We start from the raw sequence: 14236 nt of genomic DNA, 5'->3' as shown, positions 1-14236 counted from the left end.
CTTTTTTCATCCGGCGCCGAAGGCGCGGGATGAAAAAAGGAAAAATGCATTAATCTTCATAAAACTCAATCAGCGCCCCAAAATACTGGGTCGCCCATCCTTCCGTAATATCTTCAAAAGCCTCATCCGGGATATTAGTATGCTTTAATTCCACATCGGTACCCTTTTTCGATGGATGCAAAATGATCGTTACAATAGAAGGCTCCTCTGCCTCTTCTTCCCCGAAATACCACTCCTGCACAATCTTTCTGCCCTCTTCAAATTCCAGGTTACGACCCACAATGCTGTCCTCCCAAAGGGAGAATTCCGTGCCCGGCTCAGTGCTCATAACTGCCTTTTCGCCAGTCCACAGCTGAATGGTAGCCGGATTGGTGAGTGCTGCATAAACCTCCTCCGGCTCAGCACGTACAATGAAATGCTTTTTGAAATCTTTCATGCGCCAAAGCTAGGCAATTGTTAAAAATAAAAATAAATTAGGCCAAATGTACTAATTTTAAAAGCAGCGTCCTTACCTTTGCATCGGAATAATTCAGATACCCATGAAAGCGATCATCATCGGCGCTGGTATCGGTGGACTCACCACCGCCATAGCGCTGCAACAGCAAGGAATCGACTACGAAATCTATGATGCCGTTCCGGAATGCCGCGCCGTTGGTGCCGGCATCATGCTGGGCGGTAATGCTATGACGGTGTATGAGCGATTAGGCGTAGGTGAAGCCATCCGCAACATTTCCATCTTCCCTGAAAATATTTTTGTAAGCAACTACAAAGGGAAAGTATTGCAGAAAGTGAGCAATGCGTATATCCGGCAACGTTATGGGCAGGGTGCACATATGATTCACCGGGCCACCCTTCAGCAAAAACTGCTGCAAGCCGTAACGAAAGCCGTGCACTGGGGAAAAAACTTTCAGCGCCTGGAACACCATCCCCACGGCGTAGTAGCCTATTTCGAAGATGGCAGCACCGCCACCGCCGATCTCCTGATCGGTGCAGATGGTATCCGCTCTGTAGTACGGGAAAAATATGTGGTACCGGCGCAATACCGCTACTCCGGTCAAACCTGCTGGCGCGCCATCATCCCCATGACCTTATCCCACGACGAACAAATGAACGCCACCGAAGTATGGGGCAACGGTAATGGTTTGCGCGCCTCCTATATGCAGGTAGATGGCGACCTGGTTTACTTTTGGTTTACCAAAAAAATGCCCGCAGGCCAGCCTTTTACCAACAGTGAAGCTATCGCATTTATGAAAAAAGAACTGGCAGGTTTCAGTGAAAGGATGCAACAGATAGTAGCAGCCATCCAGCCGGAAATGCTGCTCCGTGCTGACTTATACGACTTCAAACCTATCAGCACCTGGTACAAGGATAAAGTGGTATTACTGGGCGATGCCTGCCATGCCACCACGCCAAACCTCGGCCAGGGCGCCAGTCAGGCCATTGAAGATGCACTCATGCTGGCCCGCTGCCTGAAGCAGGAAACTACTATTGCGGCAGCTTTTAAAAAATACCAGGACAGCCGGATCGACAGGGTGAAGAAAGTAGTAGGCATCTCCTGGCAGCTGGCGCAAATCACCAACTGGAAAGGCATATTGGCAATCAGTCTGCGTGACAGGTTGGTGCGTATGGTGCCTAACAGCATTACGCAGCAGCAAATGGAATTTTTGTATAGTTTGAAGTGGTAGTCTGCCGGTTAGAAGGGGCCTGCGGCCCCTTCTAACCGTTGTTTTCCGTGCGCCTCAGGCGCACGGAAAACAACGGCCCAAAACCAAGTGAATAACTTTTAATAGCTTTATTCACCTAATCCACGGAAGCTCATGAAAAAACTATTCGCCATAGCATTAACGCTGTTGCTCGCTGGCTTCGCCAACGCACAGCAGCAATGGATACGGATCAACCAGCTGGGATACTTACCAGGCGGCATTAAAGTAGCCGTTTTCGGCTCAAAGGACCATACCACTCCAAAGGACTTTCAACTGATCGATTCCGCGTCGGGCGAAGTGGTGCTCAGTGCCACTGCCAGCAAGGACTTTGGGAGTTACGGGCCATTTACACATACTGCGCGACTTAATTTCTCTCCCTATAAAAAAACCGGTACCTATCGGCTGAAAGCCGGAAATATCTACTCCCCTTTTTTTCGTATAGCCGATAACGTATATAATGGCATGGCGGATTTTTGCCTGCGGTATATGCGGCAGCAGCGTAGCTGGTTTAATCCGGTGCTACGGGATAGTTGTCATACCCACGACGGCTATACGATGTATGGCCCCATGCCCGACAGTACCCGCATTGATGTAGCTGGTGGCTGGCACGATGCCACGGACTACCTGCAATATGTAACCACTTCTGCCAATGCCACCTGGCATCTGCTGGCGGCGTACCGCGATTTTCCGCAGGTCTTTACTGATCAATATGCTGCCAACGGTTTGCCTGGCGGCAATCAGGTGAGTGATGTATTAGATGAGGCCCGCTGGGGCCTGCAATGGCTGCTTAAAATGCATCCTGCTGATAATATTATGTTTAACCAGATCGCGGACGACCGTGATCATAAAGGCCTGCGCCTGCCTAAAGAAGATCCGTTTTATGGGAAAGGTTTTGAGCGCCCGGTGTATTTCTGTACGGGCATGCCGCAGGGCCTGGGGAAGTATAAAAATAAGTCTACCGGCGTGGCCTCTACCGCAGGTAAGTTTTCCAGTGCATTTTCTTTAGCGGCTGGCATTTATGGAGATGCTGATCCTGCGTGGGCGGCACTGCTGCGCAAACGGGCGCTATCCAGTTACCAGATGGGCGTCCGTCAGCCGGGCGTATGCCAAACCGCCTCTGTATTATCGCCCTATATTTATGCGGAGGACAACTGGACAGATGATATGGAGCTGGCTGCTGCCAGCCTGTATCAGCAAAGCCGGGAGTCGCGCTACCTGCAGGATGCCCTGCAATACAGCAGTCAGGAAAAGATTACGCCCTGGTTGGGAAAAGATACCGCCAATCATTACCAATGGTATCCGTTTATTAACCTGGGGCATTATGAACTGGCTAAATCCTTGCCAGCTGCGGAACGTACAACAGTTACCGGCTATTACCGCGAAGGCATCAGCCGCGTGTGGAAAAAGGCGGCCGGGAATGCCTTCTACCGGGCTATCCCCTTTATCTGGTGCAGTAATAACCTGACGGTATCTTTTGCCATGCAATGTTATTGGTACCGGCAGCTCACTAAAGACACCGCTTTTCGGGAGTTGGAGCAGGCGAATATAGACTGGTTGTTTGGCTGTAATCCCTGGGGTACCAGCATGGTGTATGGCTTGCCTGCTAACGGGGATTACCCTACGGACCCGCATGCGGCTTTCAGCACCGTTGCCAAGTTGCCCGTGGATGGAGGTTTGGTGGATGGGCCCGTGTATACTGCCATTTACCAGAACCTGATAGGTATTAAATTATCGGAGCCGGACGAGTACGCGGATTTTCAGAGTAACCTGGCCGTGTATCACGATGATATGGGGGATTACAGTACCAACGAACCAACGATGGACGGTACAGCGTCGCTGGTGTACCTGCTGGCAGCCATGGCCGGCGAGGCGCCGAGGCAGGCCGCTGGTGGCATCATCCGGGGTAACCCTGCTCAAAAGCAGCTGGCACTCGTATTTACCGGCGACGAGTTTGCCGACGGTGCCGCTACTATCTCCCAAAATTTAAAAACAGCCAATATCAAAGGTTCCTTTTTCCTTACCGGAAATTTTTATCGGCATTTTCCAAAAGTTATTCAACAATTAAAGCGGAATGGGCATTATTTAGGTACACATTCGGATAAGCATTTATTGTATTGCGATTGGGTACATCGGGATAGCATGCTGGTAACACGGGATTCGTTTCGAACAGATCTGGCAAATGCTTACCGGGAGCTGGATAAAGCGGGGATCAAAAAAGCGGCTGCACCTTATTTTTTGCCGCCGTATGAGTGGTATAACCAGCAGGTGGCGGACTGGACAACAGCAGAAGGATTACAACTGGTTTCTTTTACCCCAGGTACGCGGTCAAATGCGGATTATACTTATCCCGGTTTAAAAAATTATATAGGTAGCCGGGAGATACTGGAGGCTGTGCTGGCATACGAAAAAGGACATGAGCAAGGGCTCAACGGGTTTATGCTCTTATTACATATTGGAACTGATCCTCGTCGTACAGATAAATTTTACCCCTATTTACCTGCGCTGATCAGCAGCTTAAAGGAAAGAGGATACCGATTTGTGCGGGTTGACGAATTACTCCGGCCTTAATTCCGGCACGAACCCGCAAAATTTTGCGGGTTTATATTTGGTTTCATGCATTTTTTTGCCGAATTTGACGGAAGATTTGTATCCATGTTAAAAGAAGAACGCCAGGCCTATATACTCCATCAGGTAAACCTGCACAATAAGGTATTGTCCTCCCACTTGAGCGAGCAGCTTCAGGTATCGGAAGACACTATCCGCAGAGACCTTACCGAACTGGCCCGGGAAGGAAAGATTCTGAAAGTACATGGGGGCGCATTATCGAAGTCGTACCGCGATGGTATTGTATCCCACGACGTATACGCTGCCGCAGAAAAACGCATTATTGCCATGAAGGCCGTGCAGCTCATACAGGACGGGATGTTTGTACTCACCACCGGTGGTACTACCATCATGGAAATGGCGAGGATGTTACCGGAAGATTTACGCGCCACGTTTATTACCGTGAGTTTGCCGGCCGCCTTTGAATACGCCAATCACCCGAACATCGAAGTAATAGTGATCGGGGATAAGCTGGCCAAAGATTCGAAAATCACCGTAGGAGGAGAAGCGATTACCAAAATCATGAATATCCGTGCAGACCTGTGCTTCCTCGGTGTAAATGCAATAGACGCTGATGCAGGCCTTACAGATAATGACTGGGAGGTGGTGCAGGTGAAGAAAGCTATGATTGCCACCTCCAGGAAAGTGGTGGCCCTATCCATTTCAGAAAAAGTAGATACAGCAGACCGTTTGAAAGTCTGTGATATTGATGCAATAGATATTATAATAACGGAATTACAGCCAAAGGCAAAGAAATTAATACCGTACGGCAAGAAAGGAGTAAAAATCCTGTAATGGAAGCCATCCTTTAATTGCCCAACTATTCGAATGTAACCAGAAGCTTTGCCTGGAACGGGTGGTACAATACCCATTTATCAACAAGTCTAAACAACAATTATGAAATTGCTCCGATTCAAATGGGCAGCGTGTCCGCGCACCATGTTGCTCTTTCTGCTATGCTGCTTCCTGTCCCTGGCAGCATCCGCGCAATTCGTTATTTCGGGAAAAGTTACGGATGAAAAAGGCACTGCAGTTCCCGGTATAACCATTGCCGTTAGAAACACCAACCAGGGCGCACAAACGGATGCGGATGGTAAATATACCGTTCGTCTTACGCAGCCCGCAGGTACTTACACACTTGTGTTTTCCGGCATTGGTTTTCAGCAACAACAAAAACAGGTGACCGTTAGCGCCAGTGGCAGCACTACTGTAGATGCTACTATGGCAGAAGACGTATCCAAACTGGATGAGGTAGTAGTAACCGGTACTTCTGCCGGTACCACCCGCCGCCAGCTGGGTAGTTATATCAGTTCTGTAAAAGCAGATGCATTGAACAAAGGCGCTACCAGCAACGTGCTCACCGCGTTGCAAGGTAAAACCGCCGGTGCACAGATTATCCAGAACTCCGGTGATCCTTCCGGCGCTATGTCGGTAAGGCTTCGTGGTATCAGTACTATCAGCGGTTCTTCTGAGCCTTTGTATATTATTGATGGGGTAATTATTGATAACAGTACTACCCGCGTAACCAATACAGACCCTAACTATAACGGAGGTAATACCGTTGGTACCATTGGCCAGAGCCGTATGGCGGATATTAACCCTGCGGATATCGAACGGATTGAAGTACTCAACGGCGCTGCCGCAGCAGCTATCTATGGTTCCCGTGCAAATGCGGGTGTGGTACAGATATTCACTAAGAGAGGTGCAGAAGGTAAGCCGGTAGTTAATTTCTCTACCAGCTTTAACCTGAACGAAATCCGTAAAAAGCTGGAAGTAAATAAGGCGCCAACAAAGTTTGGAGGCGATCCTAATGAGTCCACTCAAAACAATATCGGTACCCCACCTTTAACTACTGCTACTACTCCTGTAAGTCGTTACGATTACCAGGATTATATTTTCCGTACCGGCGTAGGTACAGACAATAACGTATCCGTAGCAGGCGGCCGCGATAAAACGAAATACTTTGCTTCTGCCAGTTATATGTATAACCAGGGTATTATCAGAAACACTGATTTTAGTCGTTACAGTTTCCGCCTGAACCTGGACCAGGAAATTACCAAATGGCTCACCTTCAATGGTTCTATGAACTATGTGTATAGCAAGTCCAACGAAAAACCTGATGGTAATACTTTTTACTCACCAATGAACTCTATCACTATCCTGGGTAACTACTATGATATCCAAAAGCGTGATGCCATTGGTAACCTTATGAAGGTGGGTAACCTGGGCCGTGTGAACCCGGTGTCTATCATTGAAGATTTCGACCAGCGTCAAACCACTGGCCGTATTATTGCCGGTGCAGGCTTATCTATTAAGCCCATCAAGAATTTGAGTATAGATTATAAAATGGGTATAGATAATTACTCCCAGAACGGAACTACTTTGATTCCGCCATATGCTTACTTTGTAAGCACCGGATTTTACGGAGGAGGTAACCCTAATAACCCTACGCTCAATGGTTATTCCAGTGCGGCTACCAATGTATCGTTCATGATCAATCATGACGTGAATGCTACTTATAATGCGCAGATCAGCGAAAACTTTTCTTCCGTTACACAGGTAGGTTACTCCGTGCAATACCAGAAGATGAACTATACTATGATTCAGGGAAGAGGTTTGCCACCATTTGTACAGAGTGCTGCCAAAGCCGCCACCATCATTCCGGGCGAAGATCAGCGTACAGAGCTGAGTATTGCCGGGGAGTTCATCCAGCAAAACTTTAAATACAAGGACCAGTTGTTCATTACCGGTGCATTGCGACTGGACGGTTCTTCTGTATTCGGAAAGGATGAGCGCAATCAGCTGTACTCCAAGCTGAGTGGTAGCTATGTATTGTCCGGCGCCGATTACTGGAAAAATTCCAATATCGCTAAATGGTGGACTTTCCTGAAATTCAGGGCTGCTTACGGTGAGTCAGGTAACCTGACCGGTATTCCGGCATATGCACGATTCAATACCTATAACGCAACCGCTTTCATCGGTGCATCTGCATTCCAGTCGCCACTGACCTACACCGATCCTAACGTGAAACCTGAAAGGCAGCAAGAGCTGGAATTCGGTACAGACATGGCTTTCCTCGGTGATCGTATAGGCCTTAGCGTTAACTACTATCGTAAGAAAGTAAAAGACCTGCTGATTGCCAGAGCTATTGCACCAACCGATGGTTTTACCTCTTACCAGGCCAATATTGGTACCCTGGAAAATAATGGTATTGAAGTGGTATTGAATGCCACTCCGGTAAAAACCAAGGATTTCAGATGGGATTTCACCGGCATCTTTAACAGAAACAGAAACAAAGCTACTGATATTGGTGGTGGTCTGATCCTGTATAATAATATCGGTGGTGCCAGCGTAAGTATCGCTCAAAATGAGCCTATCGGATTTTTCTATGGCGCATTTTATGCGAGGGATAACAGCGGTAATATTATCAAAGATGCCAACGGGATTCCACTCACTGAAAGAGGCGTGCAGAATACTTCACTTACGTATACCCCTGGCCGTGATGGCAACGGCCTGCCTACCGGCGCTGTGCTGAATAAAAAAATCGGTGACCCGAATCCGGATTACACTTCTACCATTACCAACGACTTCACCTGGAAAAGCCTGACTTTACATACCCAGCTGGATATCGTACAGGGTGTGGATGTATTTAACGCTGACTACAGAACCCGCCAGGGTGTGGACAACGGTAAAGTTGCAGAAGCAGAAGACCTTGGCCTGCTGCCTCGCGGATACATCAACGGTGTATACCAGATACAGGAATTCAGGATTGACGATGGCTCTTTCGTAAAACTGCGTGAAGTAGCACTCTCTTATAATTTTGGAAAAATAAAAGGATTCAGTGATCTGACGGTGATGGCCAGCGGCCGTAACCTGGTGTCATGGGATAACTATAAAGGATATGATCCGGAAGTAAATGCTGCTGGTCAGAGTACGCTGCTGCGTGGTATTGACTTTGGTGCTGTTCCTATTCCCAGAACCTACAGCATTGGTGTACGTGCAAAATTCTAAATCCTTAAAAGAGAAAAGTCATGAATCAATATATTAAATATTGCCTGATAGGAACGCTGGCCATTGCCACCTCCTGTTCCAAAAATTTTTCAGACCCGAGCGGACCCTCGTCTGATCAGGCTTACAGCACCCCTGCCGCCATTGCGGATGTAGCAGTGGGTTTGCAGGCCTATTATGTAAAGGATCGTACAGGATTGCTTTATAATTCGGTTACCGCAGGTAGCATCCTTACCGGTGAAACGTTTGTAACCAACACGGGTAACGTGGATGAAGCGCAGCTGCAAACCGGTGGAGTTGCGGTATTAAATACCAATTCCGTTATAAACCAGCTGTGGGCTACCAGCAACAAAATAATTTATGAGTCTAACAGAATCTTAACTACTACACCGAAAGTAATTACTGATCCAGGTTTTGCAAGTGGTGTAATCGCCTATGCTTCCTTGTATAAAGCCTGGGCGATAGGTACGCAGGCCGCTTTTTTTGAGCAGGTACCTGATACCAGTGGTTTTCCTGGCGCTAATACAGCACCGGTAGCTTTCATTAGCGGTCAGGCTGGTTATCGCAAGGCAGTAGGTGTGCTGGATAATGCGATTAACACCATCACGGCAACGCCTATAGGCAGCAATTTTACACCGTATGTACCGGCAGGGGTAAATGTGCTCAACTCGTTGTATGCGCTGAAAGCAAGGTATGCCCTTTGTGCAGGCGATTATGATGTAGCTTTGGCCGCAGCAGATAAGGCGAGCCTCACCGTTAAATCCACTCTTAACTTTAATGACCAGGTAAACAACCCGATCTTTTTCCTGGTGGCTTCTACCAGCAACATCTACCAGGCTACGGATTCTACCATGGGCTTACCAGTTGGGTTCCGCCCGGAGAATGCTGACCAGCGCCTGCCATTTTATTTGCTGAGAAACCCTACCTCTTCACTCAAATGGGGTATCAAAGGTTTCTGGACTTCTACTACCGCGCAGATTCCAGTGTATTTACCAGGTGAAATGACTTTGATTAAAGCAGAGTGTTACGCGCGTAAAAGCGATGTCACCAACGGCCTGATAGAACTCAATAAGGTGGTTACCAAACAACCTGCCGGTGATATCTATGGCGTAGGCGCCGGCCTCCCCGCCATCACCAGCGTAGCCTCCCCAGCAGCATTACTCGATTCCATTTATAAGCATAGGAGAATAGAATTATACCTGGCCGGACAGGAACTGGAAGATAGTCGCCGCTTCGGCAGACCAGCGTCTGAACGTAAGCGTACCTACTTCCCTTATCCGCTCGTTGAACGGAATGATAACCCCAACACCCCAGCCGACCCTGCACAATAACAGGGAAGCTCGTTTTGGTATATTTACCATGCATGTGAATGTAAAAAGCCAGGTCCTGAAAAAGGAACCTGGCTTTTTTCGTATATTGATTTACGTTAGTTTTTGGTATCTGCTATTACTGCTTCCAGTTTGCTGATAACAGCCCCGAGGGATTGCTCCTGCTTCGCAATTGCTTTCTTCCTGAAATAAAACCAGTTGATCAGCCCCCAAACCGTTACTGCTCCATACACCAGCGCCGCAGTAGTGGCCGGTAAACGACGGGCATACTCAATCATATACAACGCCAGCCCGGAGAACAACAGGATGAAGTAAGCATTTAATATTCCACGTTGCAGGTGACGCTGCTTTTCCCGTATCTGCAACATATTTTGAAGGTATTCCTGCACCGGTACTTCTTCCTGCCCTTTAGCAAACAGTTGTTTTATCAGGCCCGCAGAAGAAGCCAGGTATAGCAATATGGCTACAATCGCCAATACTACACCTATCCAGGTAGTGATCATTTTAGGGTGTGACCACGCTACAATGCAGCAAATCCAGATAATGGTGGCAGTCAGCAGCACGTACGACAAAATAAGCTTACGTTTTACAGCGCCTTTTACTTTGGCAGCCTTCGCCAGTAAGGCTTTGATATCTGGTGCCGGCGCTGTTTTCTTACTACGCCACAGCTGTTGAAATTTATCGTCAGCGTTCATATGCCTTGAATTTTTCCGTCAGTTTTTCTTTAATGCGATGTATTCTTACCCGCACATTTGATTCGCTCATACCCAGGATGCCCGCTATCTCTGCTTGTTTCACATCTTCCAGTTCCATGGATATTATCAACCTGTCTGTTTCATTTAAAGTAGCAATACATTGGTACAGAAAGTTGACTTCGTCTTCATTCACCACCGGTCCTTCCTCTGCTTTATCCACTTCTTTTCTTACAAATTTGCTGCTTCTTTCCAGTTGGCGTAAACAGTTGTTACATGCGATGCGGAAGATCCAGGTACCGATGGCAGCTTCGTTCCGGAAGTTGGACAGCTGCTGCCATACGGTGATAAACGTATCCTGTGCTATATCCTTGGCCCAGTCATCATCATTCACATAACCCATGCACAGGCGGAAAACTTTGTCCCAGTAATCGGCGTATAGCTCATCAAAAGCTCGCTGCTGGCTACTGGAGGAATTGGGTGATTTGGTTAAGATACCATTCTGTATCGTCATACATGATAAAATGTAATCCCTTGGTGGCGTATTTCAGGGTAGCTGTTGTCAGATTTTTATACTGTTCTTCTATCGCCGGTTTAAAGTTAATAAAAGAAGATTCTAAAAGCACCAGTGTAGGGATTTTTACGGCAGAAATAGTAGCCCGCTGATCCAGGTTGGAAAACTGGCAGTAGGTATCCACGTAGGTTTTACGGTCTGTTTTTACTCCCCACATAATAATCTGCTCGCGGTGTACGGTATCAGTGGTGAGGCGTGGGATGGTTACCTTTTGCATTTTGTACATGGCGGAATCGTTCATGGGCATGATACGATTCGCAAAGGCAGAGCAGTCAGGTGTTTCGGCCTGTTTGAACTCAGGGTTCATCAGGGCGCCAAGGCACGGTAACGCATCTACGATAACTGCCTTACTGAATAAGTCAGGGTAACGGGCAGTAAGCGTCATTACCAGTCCACCGCCAAGACTATGACCTATCAGTATCGGATGATCCAGTTTGTTTTTGCGTACGTAGGCAGCAATTTCTTCTACCCAGTTATTGATGTTGGGTGCCGCTTCAGCAGGTGCGCCGGCATAGCCTGGCATGGTTAATATATAGCTGGTATATTGATTGCCGAGGCCGGCAGCAGTGCCGTCAAATACATCACCGCTGCAGGTAAAGCCAGGAATCAGGATGACTGCCTGTTTTCCTTTTCCAACAGTTTTTACCTGGAAGCCAGGCTGTGTAGTTTGTGCAAATGTATTCAGGTAAAGCGCAGCCAGTGCGAATATCAGGAAGAGAACGAATAACTTTTTCATGGGTGTTTGTTTTTAAATTTCCTTTTAGATACGCGACCTTTCAGAATGTTACACCGTATCGCAAGAAATTTTTAAAATTTTTTTACACCCATGAAAATCAATTACTTATTCGCTGCGTAAACTTTTGATAGGGTTGGCCAGGGCTGCTTTTACAGCTTGCAGACTCACCGTTAATAAAGTAATAATGATAGCCCCCGCTGCGGTAGCCGCAAAAATCCACCAATGAATATCCACGCTGTATGCAAAGCCTTGCAGCCATTGCCGCATCAGGTACCAGGCTACAGGTACAGATAATAAGAAGGCCAGCAGCACCAGCTTCAGGAAGTCGGTGGATAAAAGCGTAACAATGCCGGAAACACTTGCTCCCATTACTTTACGTACGCTGATTTCTTTGGCGCGTTTACGTGCCGTATAAGTAGCCAGACCAAATACACCCAGGCAGGCAACAAAAATGGTAAGGCCGGCAAATATGGCGAGAATGCGGCCTGTATTGGCTTCCGACTGATACGAATCTGCATAATGCTGATCCAGGAAAGTATAATAAAAACTCACGTCCGTGTTGAATGCCTTCCATTGCTGCTCCAGGCTGGCCACCAGCGCTTCGGTATGCGCCGGATCGTGTTTAATAATAAACATAGGTCCCCAGCCATTACTCAGCTCCATCACCAATGGTGAAATAGGCGTGTGCATGGATTTGAAATGGAAGTCTTTCACCACGCCAATTACCTGAAACGTTTTGCCAGCGCTTCTGATATCCATATGCCTGAACGTTTTGCCAATGGCATCGTTCCCCCAGCCCATGGCCTTGGCGGTGGCTTCATTGATTACGGCCGAAGAGGTGTCGCCGCCGAATTTGGCGGAGAAGTTGCGGCCAGCTGTCAGTTGCATCCCCATCACATCCAGGTAGTTTTCATCCACTTCGTAGCGCAGCGTTTTTATCTGTGCATCGGAGGTTTTTTCATAGATGAAATAGTTGTTGGAGTAACTGGGGCCTGAGGGCAGGTAGGCCGACACCGTAATTCCTTTAACGCGGGAGTCCTGCAGGAGCTTGCTGCGCATGGCTTCCCGCTGCGATCCGCTGATACGGTCAGTCTGATGCAACAGGAGCACGTTATCTTTATTATACCCCAATTTCTTATGCTGGATATACGACAATTGGTTATACACAATCGCCGTGCTCACCATCAGCGTAATAGATACAAAAAACTGGAATACCACAAGACTACTACGGATACGGGTACCCTGTTTGCCGCCTGGGCTGAAGCTCCGCTTCAGCGCGGCTTCCGGCTTAAAGGAAGCGAGAAAAAAGGCTGGATAGCTGCCGGCAACCATGCCGGTAATTACTGCAAACAACAGGATGATGGGTACCAGCCAGGGGGTGCTGAGCCAGTGTAATTCGATATTCCGGCCAGCCAGTTTATTGAACGTAGGGAGTAACAGAAACGCGAGAAGCACGGCTATGATGGTGGCAATAAGTGTAAGTGCAATGGATTCCAGCATAAACTGAATCACCAGTCGGCCCCTGGCTGCGCCCAATACCTTCCGCATGGCTACTTCCTTTACCCGGCCTACTGCATTGGCGGTGCTGAGGTTCATAAAGTTGATACAGGCAATCAGGATCATGAACAGCACAATGGCGCCGAAGATGTAGATATAGCGGATATCGCCGGGCGTATCCAGGTCATAGCCGTAGTCGGAATGCAGGTGGATATCTGTCAGCTTTTGCAGTCGCAGGTCAAACTTGTTGCCTACTGCTTTAAATTCGCTGAGCGACATATGCATATACTGCTGCATTTGTGGTCCTACGTATTTCTCAACCAGGGATGGCAGCTTTGCTTCCAGTTTACTGCGATCATACCCTTTGGGTAGCAGCAGGTAGGTAAAGTAGCCGGAGGTAAGCCATGATTCAGAGCGGGAGTCGGGCACGGAGCTCATAGAGGCGATCATATCAAACCGCATATGAGTATTGGCGGGCTGCTCTTTATAGACGCCGGTGACGCGGTAGTACTGGTTTTCGTCTTTAAAGAAGAGCATTTTGCCCATGGGGTCGGCTTTGCCGAAATATTTTGTGGCCATCCTGTCGGACAGGATGATGGTAAAAGGTTCCGTCAGGGCCTGGGCTTTATTGCCATCGAGGAGGGTGAAGTCGAATATGTTGAACAGGGATGGGTCGGCATAGCCTACCATATACTCCTGGTATTTTTTGTCGTTATATACAATGGTTGGTACGCCGGCATTTCTGAGTCGCACGGTTTCCTCAATTTCGGGGAAAGTGCTTTTGAGTACTGCGGCCAGCGGTGGGAATACGTTGGCTTCTTTCATGGGTTCACCTTTCACCTGTCCCCGCAGTACTACTCTTACGATGCGGTCTGAATTTTTATTGAACTGGTCATAGCTGAGTTCATAGCTGATATACAGGGAAATAACGAGGCAGGTGGCGATGCCTATGGCCAGCCCGGTGATGTTGATGGCGGAAAAAGCTTTGTTTTTCCACAGGTTGCGCAGCGCTATTTTCAGGTAATTGCGTATCATGGTGGTGCAGGATCAAAGTGGATGCCGCATAGTATTGTTATTGATTTTCAGGGAGATGT

The 14236-nt window shown here is 47.9% G+C and carries 10 protein-coding genes; 5 read left to right on the top strand and 5 right to left on the bottom strand.

Annotation, left to right across the window (positions count from 1 at the left end):
• Nucleotides 1-49 precede the first annotated feature (49 nt).
• Entirely contained in the window at nucleotides 50-436 is a 387-nt protein-coding gene (locus KW844_RS19860) for an SRPBCC domain-containing protein (protein ID WP_218378532.1), read from the bottom strand.
• A 103-nt stretch (nucleotides 437-539) separates the two neighbouring features.
• Between KW844_RS19860 and KW844_RS19855 the strand changes: the two genes are divergently transcribed.
• The 5 genes from KW844_RS19855 (at nucleotide 540) to KW844_RS19835 (ending at nucleotide 9646) form a co-directional block, all read left to right on the top strand.
• On the top strand, nucleotides 540-1685 hold the full coding sequence (locus KW844_RS19855) for an FAD-dependent monooxygenase (RefSeq protein WP_218378531.1): 1146 nt from the start codon (nucleotides 540-542) through the stop codon (nucleotides 1683-1685).
• Nucleotides 1686-1817: 132 nt separating this feature from the next.
• Nucleotides 1818-4271, top strand: coding sequence for a glycoside hydrolase family 9 protein (locus tag KW844_RS19850; protein ID WP_218378530.1), 2454 nt, complete (start codon nucleotides 1818-1820; stop codon nucleotides 4269-4271).
• A 45-nt stretch (nucleotides 4272-4316) separates the two neighbouring features.
• Entirely contained in the window at nucleotides 4317-5102 is a 786-nt protein-coding gene (locus KW844_RS19845) for a DeoR/GlpR family DNA-binding transcription regulator (RefSeq protein WP_370626504.1), read from the top strand.
• 102 nt (nucleotides 5103-5204) lie between these two features.
• The gene (locus KW844_RS19840; protein WP_218378529.1) at nucleotides 5205-8318 is read left to right on the top strand and encodes a SusC/RagA family TonB-linked outer membrane protein; all 3114 of its coding nucleotides are present in this window, start codon (nucleotides 5205-5207) and stop codon (nucleotides 8316-8318) included.
• Between the two features lie 20 nt (nucleotides 8319-8338).
• A complete protein-coding gene (locus KW844_RS19835) occupies nucleotides 8339-9646 on the top strand; it encodes a RagB/SusD family nutrient uptake outer membrane protein (protein WP_218378528.1) in 1308 nt (435 codons plus the stop codon).
• Nucleotides 9647-9741: 95 nt separating this feature from the next.
• Here the strand turns inward: KW844_RS19835 and KW844_RS19830 are convergent, their stop codons facing one another.
• The 4 genes from KW844_RS19830 to KW844_RS19815 all read right to left on the bottom strand — a co-directional run bounded on the left by KW844_RS19830 (nucleotide 9742) and on the right by KW844_RS19815 (nucleotide 14177).
• Complete coding sequence (locus tag KW844_RS19830; RefSeq protein WP_218378527.1) at nucleotides 9742-10338, bottom strand: hypothetical protein; 597 nt, start codon at nucleotides 10336-10338, stop codon at nucleotides 9742-9744.
• On the bottom strand, nucleotides 10328-10849 hold the full coding sequence (locus KW844_RS19825) for an RNA polymerase sigma factor (RefSeq protein WP_218378526.1): 522 nt from the start codon (nucleotides 10847-10849) through the stop codon (nucleotides 10328-10330). Before KW844_RS19825 ends, KW844_RS19830 begins: the two co-directional genes overlap by 11 nt.
• On the bottom strand, nucleotides 10800-11645 hold the full coding sequence (locus tag KW844_RS19820; protein WP_218378525.1) for an alpha/beta fold hydrolase: 846 nt from the start codon (nucleotides 11643-11645) through the stop codon (nucleotides 10800-10802). Before KW844_RS19820 ends, KW844_RS19825 begins: the two co-directional genes overlap by 50 nt.
• A gap of 105 nt (nucleotides 11646-11750) precedes the next feature.
• Nucleotides 11751-14177 carry an ABC transporter permease gene (locus tag KW844_RS19815; protein ID WP_218378524.1) on the bottom strand — a complete coding sequence of 809 codons (2427 nt, stop codon included), beginning with the start codon at nucleotides 14175-14177 and terminating at the stop codon, nucleotides 11751-11753.
• Between the last annotated feature and the right edge of the window lie 59 nt (nucleotides 14178-14236).

This window comes from Chitinophaga sp. sic0106 (genome assembly GCF_019219075.1).
Classification (GTDB): domain Bacteria; phylum Bacteroidota; class Bacteroidia; order Chitinophagales; family Chitinophagaceae; genus Chitinophaga.
Note: the sequence above shows the minus strand (reverse complement) of the source record. Positions and strands in the feature narration are given on the sequence as shown.

Coding starts and splice junctions, on each gene's coding strand:
- KW844_RS19815 (WP_218378524.1), bottom strand. CDS start 14,177: ATGATACGCAATTACCTGAAAATAGCGCTGCGCAACCTGTGGAAAAAC.
- KW844_RS19830 (WP_218378527.1), bottom strand. CDS start 10,338: ATGAACGCTGACGATAAATTTCAACAGCTGTGGCGTAGTAAGAAAACA.
- KW844_RS19825 (WP_218378526.1), bottom strand. CDS start 10,849: ATGACGATACAGAATGGTATCTTAACCAAATCACCCAATTCCTCCAGT.
- KW844_RS19840 (WP_218378529.1), top strand. CDS start 5,205: ATGAAATTGCTCCGATTCAAATGGGCAGCGTGTCCGCGCACCATGTTG.
- KW844_RS19855 (WP_218378531.1), top strand. CDS start 540: ATGAAAGCGATCATCATCGGCGCTGGTATCGGTGGACTCACCACCGCC.
- KW844_RS19820 (WP_218378525.1), bottom strand. CDS start 11,645: ATGAAAAAGTTATTCGTTCTCTTCCTGATATTCGCACTGGCTGCGCTT.
- KW844_RS19845 (WP_370626504.1), top strand. CDS start 4,317: ATGCATTTTTTTGCCGAATTTGACGGAAGATTTGTATCCATGTTAAAA.
- KW844_RS19850 (WP_218378530.1), top strand. CDS start 1,818: ATGAAAAAACTATTCGCCATAGCATTAACGCTGTTGCTCGCTGGCTTC.
- KW844_RS19860 (WP_218378532.1), bottom strand. CDS start 436: ATGAAAGATTTCAAAAAGCATTTCATTGTACGTGCTGAGCCGGAGGAG.
- KW844_RS19835 (WP_218378528.1), top strand. CDS start 8,339: ATGAATCAATATATTAAATATTGCCTGATAGGAACGCTGGCCATTGCC.